The following is an 18548-nucleotide window of genomic DNA, read 5'->3' on the forward strand; positions in this document are numbered from 1 at the left end:
GACCGTCTTCACGCGGGGACTGCCGTCGCCGACCGCGAGCGGCAGCGGTCCCTCGAGGACGGGTTGCTTCCGGCTACCGTACAGGTTAGATATGCACGAACATGCTTACACTGGGTTGAGAGAAGACGGGAAAACTTAAACGGGAGCTGTATCTATGCTCGGTTATCCAAGATGGGGATCCTCGACCGACACTTCGGATTCGACGAACACGATACTGACCTCGAGACTGAAACCATCGCGGGGCTGACGACGTTTCTGGCGATGTCGTACATCATCGTCGTCAACCCGCTCATCCTCGGGGAGGCGATAACGATCGACGGCTACAGCCAGGGGGAAGTACAGCAGATGATCGCCGTCGCGACGATTCTCGCGTCGGTGGTCGCCATCGGCGTGATGGCGTTCTGGGCGAACAGGCCGTTCGGACTCGCGCCGGGGATGGGATTGAACGCCTTCTTCGCGTTTACGGTCGTGCTCGGCCTCGGCGTGCCGTGGGAGGTCGCGCTCGCGGCGGTGTTCGTCGAGGGCGTGATCTTCATCCTCCTGACCGCGGTCGGCGCCCGTCGCTACGTCATCGAACTGTTCCCCGAGCCGGTCAAGTTCGCCGTCGGAGCCGGTATCGGACTCTTCCTGCTCTTTCTGGGCCTCCAGGAGATGGAGATCGTCGTCGCCGATCCCGCTACCCTCGTGGCGATGGGGAACGTCGCGACGAGCCCCGTCGCCGCGCTGTCGCTGGCCGGCCTGGCGCTGATGCTGATGCTTCACGCTCGCGGCGTTCGGGGATCGATCGTCATCGGAATTCTCGCGACCGCCGCCGCCGGCTGGCTGCTGACGCTCTTCGGCATTACGTCCCCCGGCACACTGACGCCGCCGGGAAGCTACGAGCAGGTGACCCAGGACGGGCTGGCGAACATGATCGCGAATGTCCAGTACGACTTCACGCCGCTCGTCGCCGGCTTCGTCGACGGCCTCGGGATGATCACCGAGGACCCGCTCGTCTTCGTGATCGTCGTCTTCACGTTCTTCTTCGTGGACTTCTTCGACACCGCCGGGACGCTCATCGGCGTCTCCCAGGTCGGCGGCTTCCTGGACGAGGAGGGTGACCTCCCCGAGATCGAGAAGCCGCTGATGGCCGACGCCGTCGGGACCACCGTCGGCGCGATGATCGGCACCTCGACGGTGACCACCTACATCGAATCCTCGACCGGCGTCGAGGAGGGCGGCCGAACCGGGTTCACCGCCCTCGTCGTCGGCACCCTCTTCCTGCTGTCGCTGTTGATCGTTCCGGTGATCAGCGCCATCCCACAGTACGCGACCTACGTCGCCCTGGTCGTCGTGGGGATCATCATGCTGCGTGGCGTCGCCGACATCGACTGGCAGAACCCGGCCTGGGCGATCGCCGGCGGACTGACGATCACGGTCATGCCGCTGACCGCGTCGATCTCGAACGGGCTGGCCGCCGGAATCGTCAGCTACCCGCTCGTCAAGGCCGCGACCGGCGAACCGCGGGACGTCTCGCTCGGCCAGTGGGCCCTCGCCCTCGCGTTCGTGGTCTACTTCGCGATCTACTTCACGGTCGAGGCCGGCAACGTCACGTTCTGACCCCGTTCGCCGTCGGTAGCGACTCGAGTTCCGGCAAAGCGACAGTCGACCGGTGGCCTCTTAGGCGATAGTCGTCTACCTCGGGTATGTCCGACATCACGCTGTACGAACTCCCCGGCTGTCCTTACTGTGCGAAAGTCCACTCGAAGCTCGACGAACTCGAACTCGAGTACGACGTGATCGAGGTGCCACGGTCCCACGGCGACCGAACCGAAGTGGAGAAAGTAAGCGGACAGACCGGCGTGCCGGTCATCACCGACGAGGCCCAGGGCGTCGAGGGAATGAACGAAAGCGACGACATCGTCGAGTACCTCGAGGAGACCTACGCGTAAACTGCGCCGTCGATTACGTTCGATTCGTTTTCCTGTTCGATCCGTAACCTACGTCCGGCAGTCGTTTCTCCGGGGCCCTCTACGGAGCCGCTGGCGGACGACAGGCACAGCTCGCGGTTCTCGATCGATACGCATAAGCGCGGTACGACGTCATCGACGCGGGATACCTTCCCCTTACTACTCCTGATCGAGTCCGGCGTGACGATCAGGCCGCTTCCTCTCGTTCGGCGCGTTCGCGGATTACTTTCCGGAGTTCCTCCGCGTTGCGCATCTCCGAGAGTTCGTTGCGTTCGACCAGGGCGGTGCCGTCGACGGAGTCGCGTTTCGCACGGTCGACGACGTACACCGACTGGGTGTGGGTGACCTGACCGATCGAACTCATGATGCGGGCCCGCTTCTCGGCGGCCTTGGTGAACTCGGAGTGGCCCGTCAGGACCACGTCTTCTTCCCCGTCGTCGTCTCCCTCTTCGGTCTCGCGGCTGACCGCCTTGAACGGCGAGCGAATCGTCGGGTGGACCTTGTAGCCGGCCCGGGTGAAGACCGCGACGACCTGTTCGTCGTCGGGATCGGCCTCCGGGTCCTCCGGGGTGGAGTCGGTCTCGTGGACGTCGTCCGCCCCATCCAAGACGTCCACCGGGCTGGTCAGCGGCGCGTCGAACATCTCCTGTAGTTCCATCGCGACCTCGACGGAGGCGTTCATGCCGTCCTCGTACTTCGAGACCGTCCGCCGGGAGACGCCGAGTTCGCTCGCGAGCTGGCCGAGGCTCAGGTCGCGCTGCTCGCGCTCGTCGGCGAGCAGGTCGCCGTCGATGTTGACGTAGAGCCCGCCCGGAGCGGCGTAGATCAGCGGCGGGACGTCCTCGATGAACAGGTTGTACGCGGTGTCCGGACTGAGTACCGGGACGCCGTGTCGGAAGTAGACGACGTCGGGTTTCAGGTCCTCGTCGCGACTGCGAAGTCCGATGACGAGCGGCGTCGCCTCGAGATAGGTCCCGAGACGGCGCATCTCGTGGCCGGTCTCCTCGTTGAAGGCGTCGATGTTTCCGAGAATCTTCACGAGGATCAGATCGTTACCGCGGCGCGCAGCGACGTCGAAACTCTTCGGCCGGATCGCACACCGGTCGCTGACTGCGAATCCCGCGTCCTCTAACATCGCGGTCACGTTACCGACCAGTGCGGAGCGGGACATAGGGGGATGTAAGCTATTCCTCCTATAATAGCCTTTCCCCGGATGTCCGGTCGCCCTGTAGCGGTTTCCCTTCGTACCGGCAGTATACTTATTACGGGGTCGGGGATCCGCCGGCCTCGAAATCGCTCTCCTGGCGTCCGTCCCGAAAGGCGTTACACGCCGCGGCGCTAACCTCGGGTCGATGACCGTCGTCGGGATCGACGATACCGACTCCCGCGAGCGCGGTATGTGTACGACCTACGTTGCCAGACGCGTCGCCCAGCGACTGCGCGGAGAGATCGAGGGAGCGACGGTCGAACGGCTCCTGCTGGTACGGCTCAACCCCGCCGTCGAATACAAGACGCGTGGCAACGCCTCGCTCGCGATCCACGCCGACTGCGATCCCGACCGCGCGTTCGAGATCGCCCGGGAGTGTCTCGAGTCGCTCGCCGAGACCGCCGACGAGCGGACCCATCCCGGACTCGTCGTGGCCGACAGCGATTCCGGCGCGGTGCCGGACGACGTCGTCGGGTTCGCCCGGCGGGCGGTCCAAGAGGAACTGCCGCTCGCCGACGCGACGGCCCGCTGTGACCGCCACGGGTTCCGCACCTGGCACGCGGGCAACGGTCGCGGCCGTATCGGCGCGCTCGCCGCGGTCGGTGCGTGGACGGCCTTCGACGAGTGGACCTACGAGTACATCTCCTACCGCGAACCCGAGCGCTGGGGCACCCCCCGGGAAGTCGACGACGAGAGCGTCTTCGCGGCCGCCGACTGGGGCTATCCCGAGGCCTGGGACACGGTCGACCGCGAAGAGGGCGAAACCGTCTGCGTTCCCCACACGCCCGGGCCGATCCTCCACGGGATCCGGGGCGACGACCCGGAGACTGTCCGGGCAGTCGCCGGCCGTATCGACGCCGAACCCGTCGCCGAGAGCCAGCTGTTCGTCACCAACCAGGGGACGGACGCCCACGTTCGCGCCGGCGAGGACGACCGCTCGGTTGCGGACGTCCGGGACAGTCGTGCGTATCGCCTCGAGGCCCACGTCGCGTCGGAACCGGAGACCCGCCGGGGCGGACACGTCTTCTTCGAGGTGGTCGATCCGAACGCGACGGTGACGGGGTCGGACGACGCCGCTCGGCTCGAGTGTGCGGCCTTCGAACCCACCAAACGCTTTCGCGACCGCGTTCGCGCGCTGCGGATTGGGGACCGGATCACCGTCTGCGGCGAAGTCGCAGACGGCACCCTCAAACTCGAGAAGTTCGCCGTCCGGAACCTCGTGGAGACGGAACTCGCGACGCCGATCTGTCCGGACTGCGAGCGGACGATGGAAAGCGCCGGCCGGAACCAGGGCTATCGCTGTCGGGACTGCGAGACGACCGCCGCGACGAAACGCGAGGTTCCGATCGACCGCGATCTCGAAGAAGGGTGGTACGAGGTGCCGCCGTGTGCACGCCGCCACGTCGCGAAACCGCTGGTTCGGGGCGGGTTCGACGCGCCGACGCATCCGGAGCGATAGCAAGACGGGGAGCGCTCGCTGTCGACGGTCGGAACGAGAACTGAAGAACGAACCGCAGTTCTCCGACGGTTCGTATCGGGTTACGAACCGATCAGGCGATCAGACGATCAGGTGATCGGTTCTTACGCGCGACGCGCGATCAGCACTGCGAGAACCGCACCGAGCGCGGCGATCGCAGCGCCGAATCCGAAGCCGGGCATACCGTCCTCGCCCTCGAGATCGACGCCGAGGTAGTTCGCGGCGGCCTCGGTGTCCATCTCGGGGAAGTCGCGGTCGCCTTCGCCGGGTTCGTAGACCTCGGTATCGTCGTCGACGAGACCGAGTTCCGTGAGTTCGTCCTCGGACATCTCCTCGTCCGTCTCGAGGTCCTGGACGTAGACGTAGGTCGCGACCTCCTCGGCGTCGTCGTCGTTCTCGCCGACGATCTGGGTCACGGCGACGTTGTCGCCGAGGACGCCGTCCTCGATCAGCGACTCGGTGTCCTCGAACTTGGCACCGGCTTCGAGTTCGACCGTCTCGCTGTCGACGTCGACGTCGACTTTGGCGATCTCGAGTTCGCTGTCCTCGAGCGTCGAGGCGAAGTTCCCGAGCTCGTCGGATTCGTCCTGCATGGCAGTCGTGACGGAGGTCAGGAACTCTTCAGCGAGGTCGTCCATACCGACTTCGACGTTGCCGTCGACGTTGATTTCGCCGTCTTCGGTGTAGGCGTTGAACTCGAACGTCGTCTCCTGATCGCCGACGTCGATGCCGCGGTCGGCGAGTTCGTCGGTGTACGCGTCGTAATTTTCGGTATCGCCCGTGGCTGTGGCCTCGAGTTCGATCCGGTTGTCGTCGGTGTACGCGACGTTGACGTCCCACTCGACGGTCGTCCGGAGGTCGGCGGCCTGCTGGGCCGCGAGCATCTCGTCGACGTCCTCGAACTCGTCGTCGAACGCGTTCTCTTGCTCGTCGTCGATCGTGGCCTCGCTGATTTCCATCATCGCCTCCATGACCGGGGCGTACTCGGCGATCTCGACGTTCCAGGCGGCCTCGAGCGCCTCGTCACCAGTGGTCATGTCGAACTCGACGGTCTCGATTTCGATCTCGGTGAGCTGGCCCGCGATCCGCTCGGCGTCGTCGTCCGAGAGGTCGGTCGAGGGATCGTCCGCCAGTTCCTCGGCGAGGGCGTCCTCGAGTCCGTCCTCGATCCCCTCGTAGGTGACCGTGTACTCGACGTCCTTCAGGTAGGTGTCACGCTGCTGATCGATTTCCTTGAACTCGTGGTCGTCGATCTCGACGGTCACCTCGCCGCCGAGTTCGTCGGCAGTCCCGGCGTACTGCTCTTCGAGGGTGGCCTTCGCTTTCGCCTCGGTCTCCCACTCCTCGACCGGGTCGGCGAACATCGAGTTGAAGACCGTCTCCCGCTCGGTGACCTCGATCTCGTACCCGGTCCCGGTCTGGGAGAGGTCGAAGGCGAACGTCTCGTCGGGCGAGTCGCTCATCGGCGCGGTGCCGAAGTCGACGTCGACGGTCCCGGACGAGGAGAACGTGTCCCCGGTGACCTCGATGTCACCGGAGGTGCTGGCGGACTCGAACAGGCGTTGCTGTTGTGCCTGGGTCTGTGTCTGGACTGCTCCCGTGCCGGCCGTCGACACCTGCTGGATGCCGCCGTCCTCGGTGCCGATCAGCGCGTAGACGTCCGCATCGAACTCGCTGGTCTCCTCGGTCTGCTTGCCGACGATTTCGACGTCGAGTTCCTCGAGTTCGGGCGGCTGCTCCATCGTCAGGGCGCCGTCGGCGGTGAACCGATCGTCCTCGAGAACGGCGCTCATCTCGCCTTCGACGTCCTCCTCGCCGTCGTGTTCGCCGCTGACGAGGATGTGCGCCAGGCCTTCGCCGACGTCGGCACCGAGTTTCATCTCGTCGATTTCGTCGTCGGTGTCCTCGGTGTAGACGAGCACGCCGCTGCCGTCGTCCTCGAGATAGAGTTCGTCGGCGGGCTCTAACGCGTCCGCCTCCTCGAGGTCGGCGTACGATTCGACGTCGTACTCCGTTTCGTCGCCGTCAGTTGCCGATACGCTGTACGTTCCACCCACGGCGAGCATCGAGAGGCACACGAGCGCGGCGAGCGCGAGTGCCATCGATCTCGTCCCGTGAATAGCGGTCGTTCGTCCCGTTGGAGAGGGCATACGAGCTACCGTTCTCACCCCCCACATATAAATATACAAACTCGATTCTCCTGGTAGAATTAACTCTCCGCCGCGGATCCGATGAGAGAGGGTTCTGGCGAGTCTCGAGCGGTCTCGAGCAAGAACTGGGGACCTGGACGGCGAACCCGATCAGAGGACGGCGACGCCCCGGCGGGCGAGAAACTCGCTGGCTTCCTTGATCTCGACCGGACTGCCGATGATCCGGTAGCGGTTTTCTTCCTCCTCGAAAACCGTCACGGCGAACTCGTCGTCTAACGGCTGCTCGAGTCGCTCGAGTGCCTCCTGCCGGAGGACGATCTGGGTACTGTCTCGCAGCCGCGCGGGGTCAGGCATTCGTCTATTTCGGGGTTCATCTGCCCGTCGTTTATGTGTGTCGAAATTCCGTTGTCAACGGTAATGCACGCCGTGGTACGAGGGGGTATTAAACGTGGGGCGACGGAATCTACGGGTTCTCACCACTGATCGAAGTGCTGATGGCCACCGGGAATCCGTCCGAAGCGTCGCCTACCGATTTATTGGGGATCTCGCTTAACTGTGGGGACGTGTCCGATCCGACCTCCGACGAAGACGACTTCGACGACTTCGACCACGAAGCACACATGCGCCGGGCGTTCGAACTCGCTCGCGAGGCAGCCGACCGCGGCGACCGACCGTTCGGGTCGGTGCTCGTCCGCGACGATACGGAGATCATGTCCGACTCGAACCGGGTCGTCACCGAAGACGACGTCCGTCGGCACCCCGAACTGCACCTCGCGTATCGGGCCTGCCGGGAACTCGAGCCGGACGAACGCGCCGAGACGGTCATGTACACGAGTACGGAACCGTGTCCGATGTGTGCCGGTGGGATGGTCAGCGCCGGCTTCGGCCGGGTCGTCTACAGCGTCTCGAGCGAGGAGATCGCGGAGTTCACGGGGACCGAGCCGTCGGTCCGATCGGCGGAGATCCTCGACGGCGTCAGCGACGTCGTCGGCCCCGTACTGAACGAGGAAGGGCGGCGCATACACCGCGACTTCGACTGGTAACGCCAGCGACGAACTGAGTCGCCGACCTCGAGGGTGACCCGTCCGCAGCCGGCTTTTCCGTTCGACCCCCGTTTCCGCTCGCCGCCCCGTTCTCGAAAGTGTTTTTCGGCGCGGACGGTTGGATACAGTCATATGGGGCTCGAGGAGGAGATCGAGGAGATCGAGGAAGAAATCGCCAATACGCCCTACAACAAGTCGACGGAGGCCCACATCGGCCGGCTCAAGTCGAAACTCGCGGAGAAAAAGGAGAAGTTGGAGAAGCAACAGTCGGGGTCGGGCGGCGGCGGCGGGTACTCCGTCGAGAAACACGGCGACGCGACGGTCGCGCTCGTCGGGTTCCCGAGCGTCGGCAAGTCGTCGCTGCTGAACTCGTTGACCAACGCCGAAAGCGAGACCGGCTCCTACGAGTTCACGACGCTGGACGTCAACCCCGGGATGCTCAACCACCGCGGGGCGAACATCCAGATGCTCGACGTCCCCGGCCTGATCGAGGGCGCGGCCTCGGGCAAGGGCGACGGCCAGCAGGTGCTGGCGGTCGTCCGCAACGCCGACCTGATCGTCTTCGTCCTCTCGGTCTTCGAGATCGAACAGTACGACCGGCTCCGGGAGGAACTGTACGACATCAACATCCGCGTCGATCAGGAGCCCCCGCGGGTCACCGTCCGGCCGAAGATCAAAGACGGCATCAAGATCACCTCGAGCACCGACCAGGACCTAGACGAGAAGACGATCAAGGACGTCCTCCGCGAACACGGCTACGTCAACGCCGATCTCAACCTCCAGGAGAACGTCAACATCGACCGACTGGTCGACGGGCTGATGGACAACCGGGAGTACATCCCCTCGATCACCTGCGTCAACAAGGTCGATCTCATCGAGCCCGACTACAAGGAGACGGTAGACGAGGAACTCCGCGAGCGCGACCTCGATCCCGAGGAGGTGACGTTCATCAGCGCCGAGAAGGAGAAGGGCCTCGACGCGCTAAAAGACCGCATCTGGGAGAACCTGGGCCTCATCCGGGTCTACATGGACAAACCCGGCCGGGGTATTGACTGGGAGGAACCCCTCGTGGTCGAGAGGGGAACGACCGTCGGCGAAGCGATCGAGAAACTCGGCGGCGAAATGGAAGAGCGATTCCGCTTCGCCCGCGTCTCCGGCCCCAGCGCGACCCACGACCAACAGCAGGTCGGGGAAGACCACGTCCTCGAGGACGAAGACGTCCTCAAGCTGATTCTGCGTCGATAGACGGTTTCGGCCGCATGTAGTCCGATCGTACTGAGACGCCGTCCTGCCTGCTCACGCTCACGGACCGCAGCGACTGTGCCCACTATTACCGTGAGAACGAGTAACGTTATTAAACTGGGAAAAATCCACTCAGGTATGGCCGAATTCGGAGTACTATCGCTCGTGCCGCCGCTGCTCGCGATCGTCCTCGCGATCGTTACACGTCGGCCGATCCTCTCGCTGTTCCTCGGGATCTGGTCCGGTGGGGTGATCGCGACTGGAAGTATCGGCATCGGTCAGACGTTCGCGTGGATCACCGAGTCCATCGGGGACGTCTTCCACGCAAACATCCTCGTGTTTACCCTGCTACTGGGGTCGGGCGTCGCGCTGATCTGGCGGCTCGGCGGCGCGACCGCCGTCCGCAACTGGGCGACCGACCGCCTCGAGACCCAGCGAAATACCGGCCTCGCGACGTGGGTGCTCGGAATCCTCCTGTTCTTCGACGACTACGCCAACACGGCCATCGTCGGCTCCACGATGCGGGAGATCTCCGACCAGATGCGGATGTCACGGGAGAAGCTCTCCTACATCGTCGACTCGACGGCCGCGCCAGTCGCGACGATCGGGCTCTCGAGTTGGGTTGCGTTTCAGCTCTCGATGATCGATGACGGATACACCGGGCTCGTAGAGAGCGACGACTACAACGTCGCGGAGGCGGACGTACCGGGGGTGTTCGAGACGTTCGTCAGTTCGATCCCGTTCAACACCTACTCGCTGCTCGCGATCGTCATGGTGGGACTCATCGTGCTTACGCGACGCGATTACGGCGAGATGCTCGACGCCGAGCACCGATCCTGGCGAACGGGAAAAGTCAACCGCGACGAGGCCCAGCCGCTCCAGGAGGTCGAGAAGGACCTCGGGGCGCCGATCGAAGACCGGCCGATGCTCCGGACGTTCTTCGCGCCGATCGTCGTGCTGATCGCGGTGACGCTGGCCGGCGCGTTCTGGACGGGCTACGAGTCGTGGACCGCCGACCAGGCCGAGGCTGACGCGCCGACGTCGATCGGCGCGGCTATGAGCGAGGACGGGACCGTACAGGTACTGGTCGACGTCGTGGGCGCTGGCGACTTCGCGGCCGCGCTCGTCTGGGGCTCGTTCGCGATGGTCGCGACCCTGATTCTCATCGGGCTGGCCTACGACCTCTTCGATCTCGGTGACGGCGTCGACACCGTGCTCGAGGGGTTCAACCTCATGCTGACCGCGGTGACGATCCTCGTGCTCGCGTGGGCGATCAGCGCTGTCGCGGACGAACTCGGGACAGGGACGTACGTCGCCGGGGTCGCGGAGGGGGTCGTCTCGCCGGCAGTGCTCCCGATCGTCGTCCTGCTCGTGTCCGCGTTCGTCGCGTTCACCATGGGTTCGTCGTGGGCGACGATGGGGATCGTTACGCCGATCGCGATCCGCGTCGCCTACGACCTCACCGGTACGTTCGAACTCATGCCGGTGATGGTCGGGGCGGTGTTCTCCGGCGCGATCTTCGGCGACCATACCTCCCCCATCTCGGACACCTCGGTGCTGTCCTCGACGTTCACCGGGGCCGACCTCATCGATCACATCCGCACGCAGTTGTACTACGCGGGCACGGTCATGCTCGTCGTGATCGTCTGCTACGCGCTCTACGGTTTCGTCGGGGTGCCGCCCGCGGTCTTCCTCCCGGTGGGGGTCGTTCTGCTGGTCGGGCTGGTCTACGCCTTCTCGGAGTTCGACGCCAGCCGGAAGGGCGTCGATCCGAAGCCCTCGTCGGTCGAAGTCGACCTCGGGAGGGTCGAAGCCGAAGCCGAAGCCGAGGCGGACGGCTCCGGAGTCGGGCCCCGATCCGGTTCCGCTCGAGCGGACGACGCCTCCGACCGCGGTCCCGAACGCGACGGCGGTAGCGAGCAGTAACCGGCAACCGGCAACCGGCAACCGACAGCCGGCAACCGGTGAATGCCCGGCAATCCGCCGGTTCCGCCACCCTTTTGCTATTTCCGGGCGTTTCGACGGATATGGACGGAACGCTCGACCACGTTATGCTGCGCGTCTCGGACCTCGAGGAGTCGCTCGACTGGTACCGGACCCACCTCGAGTACGAGGAAAAGGACCGCTACGAGGGCGACGGCTTCACCATCGTCTACCTCGGGCCGGAGGACATGCACGAGGAGGGCGCGATGCTCGAGTTGACCCACAACGAGGGCGAGGACGTCGAACTCGGCGACGCCTGGGGGCACGTTGCGGTCCGCGTCCCCGAGGGCGAACTCGAAGCGTACTACGAGCAGCTGATGGACGAGGGCGTCGAGGACTACCGGGACCCCGAGTCCTGTGGCGGGCGCTACGCGTTCGTGAAAGACCCCGACGGCCACGAGATCGAGATCGTCCAGCGCGACCCCGACGAGGGCGCGCTGTGGTCGCTCGATCACACCATGATCCGCGTCGAGGACGCCGACGAGGCGCTGGGCTTCTGGACCCGCAAGTTCGAGTACGACGAGGTCGGCCGCTGGGAGGCCGACACCTTCGCGAACTACTTCGTCGAGCCCCGCGACGCCGCCGACGAGGCGATGTCGGTCGAGCTCACCTACAACTACGACGGCCGCACCTACGACATGGGCGACGCCTGGGGGCATCTCTGTGTCCGCGTCGACGACCTCGCCGAGGACTGGGAGACGCTCGTCGAACGCGAAGCGCCGGACTACCGCGACCCCGAGAGCAACGATAACATGTACGCGTTCACGAAGGACCAGGACGGCCACGAGATCGAACTGCTCGAGCGCGACCTCGAGGCCGAGTCGCTGTTCCCGTTCTGAGCCGCCCGCCCGCTTCCGGAACGCCGTTTGGGTTTCAGTCGACGACCGTTACCTCGCCGTGGGGCGTATGTGTCCGTACTGCCGCAAGCGCCTCGTGTGCGGCCGCACGCGTCTCGTAGGTTTCCGTGCTTTCGAGCAGCGTCTCCCCGCACCCGTCGACCAGCCGCCACCCCCACTCGCCGCCACCCTCGTAGAGTTCGAACGTTCCTCCCTCGAGTTCGAACACGTTCGCACTCTCGAGGGAATCACGGACTTCGTCGATCGCCGCCCGGGCCGCGCCCTTCGACTCGTAGCGGACGGTCCCGGTCGCGATCGGGGTGTTCCCCTCGTCGAGGAATCGCCACCGCCAGCGCCCGTCGTCGGCAACGAGATCGAACGACGTGCCGGAGACGTCGATCCGTTCGGCCTGCGGGGCGAGCCTGCGAATTTCCTCGATCGCATCCGGGACGGTGGCTCGAGCGAGCGACTCCGTTCCGACCGCGACCTCGTTCCGGTCGGCGTCGAGGAGTCGCCACCGCCAGCATCGGCGGTCTTCTCCCTCGCTTTCGCCAGCAGTATCGGCGCTACTGTCGGTCCCGTCGATCCGCTCGAGGGAGATCACGGGCTCCGCGGCCGTGAACACGGGCGCGTCCGTCCCAGTGCGCTCGAGGACGTCGACGGCCCGCCGCGCCGCCTCGCGGTCGGCGTAGACGCCGGCGGATTCGACGACGGTGTCGCGGTCGCGATCCAGAACCCGCCAGCGCCACCCGTCGCTGCAGGAGAGCTGGACCGTCGTCGCTCCGGTCGAGTAGCGCTGGGCGGTGGCCGCCGTCTCCCGCAGGTCCGAGAGGCCCTCGAGGAGGTCGTCCCGGGTCGAACGCCCCGAGGCGGCAACCGCGAGCGGTTCGCCCGTCGGCAGGACGAACCGCCAGTACCAGTCGCCGTCCACGTACGGTTCGAAGACCGGGCCGTCCATCGTTCGAGCGTCGGCCTCTAGATGGTCCCGCACACGATCCAGCGCTTCGCGGGCGCCCGCACGGTCGGGATAGGTAGAGGGGGCCTCGGCGACGCAGCGTCCGGCGCTGTCGATCAGCCGCCAGCACCACTCCCCGTCCGAGGCGAACAGTTCGAACGCGGCCGTTTCAATCTCGATCACGTCGGCGTCGGGCGCTTGCTCCTTGAGCGTCACCATCGCCTCGGCTGCCTCGTTCCGGGTGTCGTGTTCCGCAGTGCTGTCGGCCAGGAGCGCCCCCCGCTCGTCGAGCAACCGCCAGCGCCACTCACCGGCTGCGCTCTCGTAGACCCGGAACGCGGCGCTTTCGAACTCGGTGACCTCGGCGTCGGCGGCCTGTGCCCGGATTCGGTCGATGGTCTCCGTCGCCGTCTCCGGATCGTCGTAGGCCCGCGGACTCGCGGCGACGACGTCCCGACCCTCGACCACGAGACGCCAGCGCCACCGTCTGCCGTCCGTCGTCGATGCCCCCGAGTCCGCGTCGTCCACCTCGAGTCCGGCACCATCCGCGACGGCTTCCCCGTCCGCTTCGGGGGCGGAGTCGCGGTGTTCCGACGGCCTCCTCGAGCCTTCCTCCGCGGCCGCACGATCGGCGTCGGTCTCGCCGTCGCCGGTCGCGGGATGGACCTCGTAGACCGCACCGTCGACCGCTCGGATCGGTGCGTCCGGGGCCGCCTCCGCGAACCGGTCGACCGCCCGTCGCGTTCCCGTTTCGGAGTCGGCTCCCGTCGAGCGAGCGACGACCCGGTCGGTTTCGTCGACGAGTCGCCACCGCCAGCGGTAGCGGTCGCTCGCGTCCGTCCGGTATCGTTCGTATGCCGGCCGTCCGGCAACGGTCACCGCCGCTTCCTCGAGGGATTCGAGGACCGCCATCGCCTCGTCCTCGGCGGCTTTTCGCCCGTCGAACGCGGTCGTTCCGTCGGCGACCACTTCGTCGACGTCGTCGACGACGCGCCAGGACCAGTTGCCGCCCGTATCGCCTTCGCTGTCGGCCTCGCCTTTGTCCGTCCCCTCGTCGCTTGGCTCGTACAGTTCGATACCGACCGCTGCTCTCGAACCGTCCATCCCTGCCTCGGGTTCGTCCGTCTCGGCCTCGAGTTCCGGGAACCGCGCCGCCGCCATCTCCTCGGCAACCCTCTCGGCAGCGCGCTCGGCTTCGTCCGGACTCCCGTAGCCGTCGGCGCTTTCGGCCAGCGGCTCACGTTCGTCGTCGACTAGCCGCCAGTACCACCCGTCGTGATGCTCGTCGATCGCGAACGCTGCCCGTTCGACCGCGATGCAATCGGAATCGGGCCCGTGATCCTGTAGACCGGCCACTGCCTCCGTCGCAGCACCCCGCTCGTCGTACTCGGTGGCGTTCGTCCCGACTCGGTGCCCGTCGGTCCGGATCAGGTCCCACTGCCAGCGGCCGTCGGCGTCCGTATATACGCGGAAGGCCTCCTCGCCCTCGGTCAGTTCCCGCACTCGAGCGCCGTCGGCGGCTTCCTGCACCCGCTCGATCCGTGCAGTAGCCGCCGACTGGGTCGCTGCTCCCGACGAACTCTCGCCGAGCGCCTCGAGGTGGAACACCCGCCAGATCCAGTCACCGTCCTCGCGGAAGAGCGCGACCCGTGCGCCCTCGTCGGGAATGGGCGGGTGATCGGCCGACCGGAGGGTTTCAGTGTCGGCATCGGCCGCGGGTTCGACATCGTTCCTGTTTGTCTCTCGGCTGTCGGAGTCCCCGCCTCCACTCGTGGGTCTTCCCCCGGTGAGCGCCGCGACTACGACGGCCACGCCCGCGAACAACAGGAGGCCGACCGCGACAGCGGCCCCTGGACTCATCTCGAGGCCGCGCTCGCCCCACTGAACCCCCCCGATCGTGCCGGCCGGCACGACCCCGAACGCGGGGGAACTCGAGTTCGTGAATCGCGAGCGGCGGGGTCGGCCCTGCGGTCGAGCATAGCGGAGCGGCCACGGTTTCGGCCGGTTCCCGTCAACCCCGATCCAGCGCAGGCGTCGGCGGACGGCCCGCGGGAGTGACATGTATACCAGTGCCAAAGGGGAGCGAACCCATTATTATGGGCGACGTATCCGGTGCTCTCGAGCGGTAGGTCGGTTCGGTCGCGGATACCGGGAGCACGGCCAGAATCACGGCACCTCCGGACTCAGCGTGCCGTGTAGTTCGTGACTAACGGCGATACGACTGGGTTACGGCAGTCACTCCGCTAGATGGAGGTGAGAGAGTGGATTTCGTGTGCTTTCAGTCGGCGATCTCGACGATCTCTTCTCTCGTCTCGCGGACGATCGCCGGATCGAGGTCCAGTTCGTACTCGTAGTACTGACCGCCGCTGAGCCCCTTGTTCCGTTCGTGACGGACCGGAAAGCCGAGCATGTGTGAAGTACTCGGGGTCGAGCCCCGAGGCACTCTCGCCGTATCTCTGTAGATCCGAGAGGTGATCCTGGATGCTCTTCAGGGTCGTCAACGGGGTCGCCCCATAGGCGTCCGCGACCCGCTCGTACCCCTCCTGGATCTCATTCGGTCGAGCCGGTACCTCGCCGCATTGCTCGAGTTTTGCGATCGTCTCGAGGATGTACTGGGCGTGTTCGGTCTGATCGCGGATCTTGTTTCGCAGCCGACTCCACTGGACTCGAAAGCACACGAGATCCACTCTCCCCCACCGATGGGAACGTTGCGCGTCCGCCTATCGATTTCCCACTCGCACGGTCTTGAGGGAGAGGGTGTCACTCACCGGTCGGAGCGTCGTCACTGCCGTTCGTCGGTCGATTCGTTCGTCGTCTCGTTTTCCTCCGAACCGTTCGTCAGCGCCTCCTTCGACGACAGGGGTGCAGTCGGCTCGTCGGTCTCCCGAGCGGGGGCCGGTGGTTCCGGCGGTTCGAACGCAGCAACGAGCAGTCGACCGAGACGGGTCTCCCGAAGTTCCTCGAGGTCTCGCTTCGAGCGAGTTCCCAGCGCCGAGAGCACGGCAGCGACGAGATGGGCGGCGAACGAACCCGCTGTCAGTGACGCGGTGAGCGCACTGGTTACCGCGGACAGTGCGACGACCGGAAGTACCAGCATCGAAAGCACTGCGACCGGACGCGCACGAACGACCGCGGCGGCATCCGCTCCTGCGGCGACGACGGCGGACCCCGGAACGCCCCGCTCGAGGGCTGCCACCACGCGATCGAGTACGGCGATGACGGGACCGACCGTCCACGTCTCGCGGAGGTCGATCACGATCACGTCCGGGTCCGGTTCGGCTGTGAGCCATCGATACAGGAAGGAAGCCATCACGTATCGACGGAACGTCCGTCCCGCCGCTGCGACGCGGGACTGCGAGCCCGCAGTCCGTACCCGCTCCGCCACCGCCGTCCCCACCGACCACACCCGCGACGATGACCGGACGGCCTCGAGTCGCTCGTGGGGAAGAGATCGAGACCGATTCGATCGATCGGCTCTTTCCGACGGCCCGGACTCACAGTCGTGGGATTCGGACTGTGGCGCGTGACCGAAACCACGCCCACGCACGATCGATCCCGCTCGTGACTGCTCCCACGCGGTCCGAACACGGGCGGCTACCTCGTCGAGCGTTCGGACCGCCGTCGATCGTTCGCGTGCGCTCTCGAGCATCTCAGTCGAGTCGTGTCACGGTTCCCTCGATCAGCGTCGTTTCGAAATCGAGGATAATTCGGTCGCCGTCACGGATCGATTCGCCGTGGAACTGCAGCCCGGTCTCGGTCTCCCGTGTCTGCAGTTCGACCGTCAGCGTCACGTTTCCTTCGTCCCTGCGGTCGACGGACTGTACCGTTGCGAGCGTTTCTCCCCGAATGGATTCGGTGAGTCCCGCCTCGAGCCCGTCCGCGATTTCCGGCGGGACGTCCTCGAGTTCGACGTCGGCGGTCGCGGTCGACGGCTCACCCGGAAGTTCGTCGGTCGCCGGGTCGACCACCTCGGCGACGAGTTCGTAGCCGTCGAACGGCAGGGTGAACTGGGTCCCGGTCGACACTGGTGCTCCTGCATAGGTCGGTGCCGACGCTCTCGAGTGGGTGTGCAGGTCGGCGCCGACGAGTACGCGGTACTGGTCCGGCCCGACCGGGTATAGTCGGACGTTCGTGACCGTTGCCGCGGTGTGGTTTCCAAACGTTACCGTATCGCCCTCGGTAATCCCCGTAGCCGTTCGTTCCGAGACCGTCGTCTCGAGCAGGACCGGCGTGGTCGTCGTCTCGAGGGACGTTCCGTCGTCGTCGAGGGCAGTCACTTTGCCCTGTGCGACGTATTCGTCGGTCTCGATCCGGAGGTCCGTCCCGATTCGGGGGTAGTCGCCCGTGACCTCCGCCCGAACGACGACGTGGGCGTTCCGCTCGTCGTCGACCGTGGAGGTAACGTGGACGTCCGTTATCGAGAACGTCCCGTCGACGTTCGACTCCTCGTCGGTTACCGCGAACGAATCACCCGCTTCGACGCGTTCGGCGATGTAGTCGGGCTGGTGCCCCAGGTCGAGCGTGAGGTACTTCGTCTCCGGCTGCTCGACCGGCTCCACGTCGGAGTCCGGTTCCTGGTCTTCGTCGGACCCCAGGACGCCGACGACCGCAACCCCTGCGACGACGACCGCGAGGACCAGTAAAACGACGAGCGCGTCGATGACGTTGACGACGCCGAACAGGTTCCCCTCTTCGTCGATCAATGGCATGGCTTCCTCCGAATCGTGATCGAAGCGGCTCGAGTCGAGGCTGCAGCCGTGTCTACACCGGTGTTCATATTGGGAGGTGTACCGTCTGTATCATCACGACTGGGTGAGACGAACGCGCCCATTTCGGCAACGGTGACGGGTTCGATTCCCCTCCCCTTCATCCCTCGGATGCCTCGGACGTGCTCTCGGGCGAAGGCTGGGCCCCGTCTCGTTCGTCTTGCAACCGACGTTCGGCCTCCTCGCGGTCCTCCGGGTAGCCGACGTCGATCCGCCAGCCGTCCATCCGGATCGCATCGATCGTCCGACCGGACTGGATCAGCAAGTCGATCGCCTCGCTGAGTTCGTACTCGCCGCGGTCGCTGGGCTGGACCAGGTGACAGGCGTGAAAGATCGCCGGCGTGAACGTGTAGAACCCGGTCATCACCAGATTAGAGGGTGGATCGTCGGGTTTCTCGACGACGTCGGTGATCTCGCCGTACTCGTTGGTGTCACAGACCCCGTATCGGGAGGCCTCCTCCCAGGGCACTTCTTCGACGAGGAACGCCGCGTCGGCTCGCTGCTCCCGCTGGCGGTTGACCACGTCCTCGAGGTTCGCCTGGAAGATGTTGTCTCCGAGCATGAGCACGAACTCCTCGTCGATGTGGTCCTCGACGGTGAGCAGGGCGTGAGCCAGTCCCTTCTGTTCGCGCTGGTGGGTGTACGTGATCGGCACGCCCCGGAACTCGTCCCCGTAGTGTTCGATGATTTGCTCCTTTTCGTAGCCGACGACGACGACGAGTTCCTCGGCGCCGAGGTCGACGACTTGCTGGAAACAGTGCGTGAGAATGGGTTTCCCGTCGACTTCGACCATTCCCTTCGGTTTGTCATCGGTCAGCGGCCGCAGCCGCGTCCCCTTTCCGGCTGCGAGTACGACAGCTTGCATAATTCGATTCGACCAACTGGAGTTACATATGTCTTCTTGCTTGGCGTACCAGTTCGATCGCATCCCTCCCCCAGC

Annotated in this window: 14 protein-coding genes and 1 pseudogene; 7 read left to right on the forward strand and 8 right to left on the reverse strand. The window is 65.5% G+C overall.

From position 1 onward, the window contains the following. Positions 1 to 171: 171 nt before the first annotated feature. Positions 172 to 1599: an NCS2 family permease gene (locus CHINAEXTREME_RS10470; protein ID WP_007143496.1), complete on the forward strand. Its 1428-nt coding sequence runs from the start codon at positions 172 to 174 to the stop codon at positions 1597 to 1599. 86 nt (positions 1600 to 1685) lie between these two features. Beyond that, on the forward strand, positions 1686 to 1931 hold the full coding sequence (locus CHINAEXTREME_RS10475) for a glutathione S-transferase N-terminal domain-containing protein (RefSeq protein WP_007143497.1): 246 nt from the start codon (positions 1686 to 1688) through the stop codon (positions 1929 to 1931). Positions 1932 to 2136: 205 nt separating this feature from the next. On the opposite strand, the gene CHINAEXTREME_RS10480 is transcribed toward CHINAEXTREME_RS10475, so the two are convergent. After that, a complete protein-coding gene (locus tag CHINAEXTREME_RS10480) occupies positions 2137 to 3120 on the reverse strand; it encodes a transcriptional regulator (protein ID WP_007143498.1) in 984 nt (327 codons plus the stop codon). Between the two features lie 181 nt (positions 3121 to 3301). Between CHINAEXTREME_RS10480 and CHINAEXTREME_RS10485 the strand changes: the two genes are divergently transcribed. Further along, positions 3302 to 4615 (forward strand): tRNA(Ile)(2)-agmatinylcytidine synthase, encoded by a 1314-nt coding sequence (locus tag CHINAEXTREME_RS10485; RefSeq protein ID WP_007143499.1) that lies wholly within the window; start codon positions 3302 to 3304, stop codon positions 4613 to 4615. A 122-nt stretch (positions 4616 to 4737) separates the two neighbouring features. Here CHINAEXTREME_RS10485 and CHINAEXTREME_RS10490 read toward each other — a convergent pair whose 3' ends face one another. Further along, entirely contained in the window at positions 4738 to 6783 is a 2046-nt protein-coding gene (locus CHINAEXTREME_RS10490) for a hypothetical protein (RefSeq protein WP_238593248.1), read from the reverse strand. A gap of 150 nt (positions 6784 to 6933) precedes the next feature. Beyond that, positions 6934 to 7137: a VNG_1110C family protein gene (locus tag CHINAEXTREME_RS10495; RefSeq protein ID WP_007143501.1), complete on the reverse strand. Its 204-nt coding sequence runs from the start codon at positions 7135 to 7137 to the stop codon at positions 6934 to 6936. 209 nt (positions 7138 to 7346) lie between these two features. Here CHINAEXTREME_RS10495 and CHINAEXTREME_RS10500 point away from each other — a divergent pair, with 209 nt between their 5' ends. The 4 genes from CHINAEXTREME_RS10500 (at position 7347) to CHINAEXTREME_RS10515 (ending at position 11890) form a co-directional block, all read left to right on the forward strand. Continuing rightward, positions 7347 to 7826, forward strand: a complete 480-nt coding sequence (locus tag CHINAEXTREME_RS10500) for a nucleoside deaminase (RefSeq protein ID WP_007143502.1) — start codon at positions 7347 to 7349, stop codon at positions 7824 to 7826. Positions 7827 to 7958: 132 nt separating this feature from the next. Next, the gene (locus CHINAEXTREME_RS10505; protein WP_007143503.1) at positions 7959 to 9071 is read left to right on the forward strand and encodes an OBG GTPase family GTP-binding protein; all 1113 of its coding nucleotides are present in this window, start codon (positions 7959 to 7961) and stop codon (positions 9069 to 9071) included. Positions 9072 to 9206: 135 nt separating this feature from the next. Next, the gene (locus tag CHINAEXTREME_RS10510) at positions 9207 to 10994 is read left to right on the forward strand and encodes a Na+/H+ antiporter NhaC family protein (RefSeq protein ID WP_007143504.1); all 1788 of its coding nucleotides are present in this window, start codon (positions 9207 to 9209) and stop codon (positions 10992 to 10994) included. A gap of 101 nt (positions 10995 to 11095) precedes the next feature. Beyond that, a complete protein-coding gene (locus CHINAEXTREME_RS10515; protein WP_007143505.1) occupies positions 11096 to 11890 on the forward strand; it encodes a VOC family protein in 795 nt (264 codons plus the stop codon). 34 nt (positions 11891 to 11924) lie between these two features. Here CHINAEXTREME_RS10515 and CHINAEXTREME_RS10520 read toward each other — a convergent pair whose 3' ends face one another. The 5 genes and pseudogenes from CHINAEXTREME_RS10520 to aglF all read right to left on the reverse strand — a co-directional run bounded on the left by CHINAEXTREME_RS10520 (position 11925) and on the right by aglF (position 18473). After that, positions 11925 to 14903: a YegP family protein gene (locus CHINAEXTREME_RS10520; RefSeq protein ID WP_010546611.1), complete on the reverse strand. Its 2979-nt coding sequence runs from the start codon at positions 14901 to 14903 to the stop codon at positions 11925 to 11927. 217 nt (positions 14904 to 15120) lie between these two features. Beyond that, positions 15121 to 15508 (reverse strand): annotated as a pseudogene (locus tag CHINAEXTREME_RS22540) (hypothetical protein); the annotation flags it as partial. Between the two features lie 116 nt (positions 15509 to 15624). Then, entirely contained in the window at positions 15625 to 16239 is a 615-nt protein-coding gene (locus tag CHINAEXTREME_RS10530) for a hypothetical protein (RefSeq protein ID WP_238593249.1), read from the reverse strand. 253 nt (positions 16240 to 16492) lie between these two features. After that, the gene (locus tag CHINAEXTREME_RS10535) at positions 16493 to 17551 is read right to left on the reverse strand and encodes a DUF4330 family protein (protein WP_010546612.1); all 1059 of its coding nucleotides are present in this window, start codon (positions 17549 to 17551) and stop codon (positions 16493 to 16495) included. Between the two features lie 157 nt (positions 17552 to 17708). Beyond that, a complete protein-coding gene (aglF, locus tag CHINAEXTREME_RS10540) occupies positions 17709 to 18473 on the reverse strand; it encodes a UTP--glucose-1-phosphate uridylyltransferase AglF (protein WP_007143510.1) in 765 nt (254 codons plus the stop codon). Positions 18474 to 18548: the final 75 nt, after the last annotated feature.

Origin of the sequence: Halobiforma lacisalsi AJ5, from assembly GCF_000226975.2 — an archaeon.
Lineage (GTDB): Archaea > Halobacteriota > Halobacteria > Halobacteriales > Natrialbaceae > Natronobacterium > Natronobacterium lacisalsi.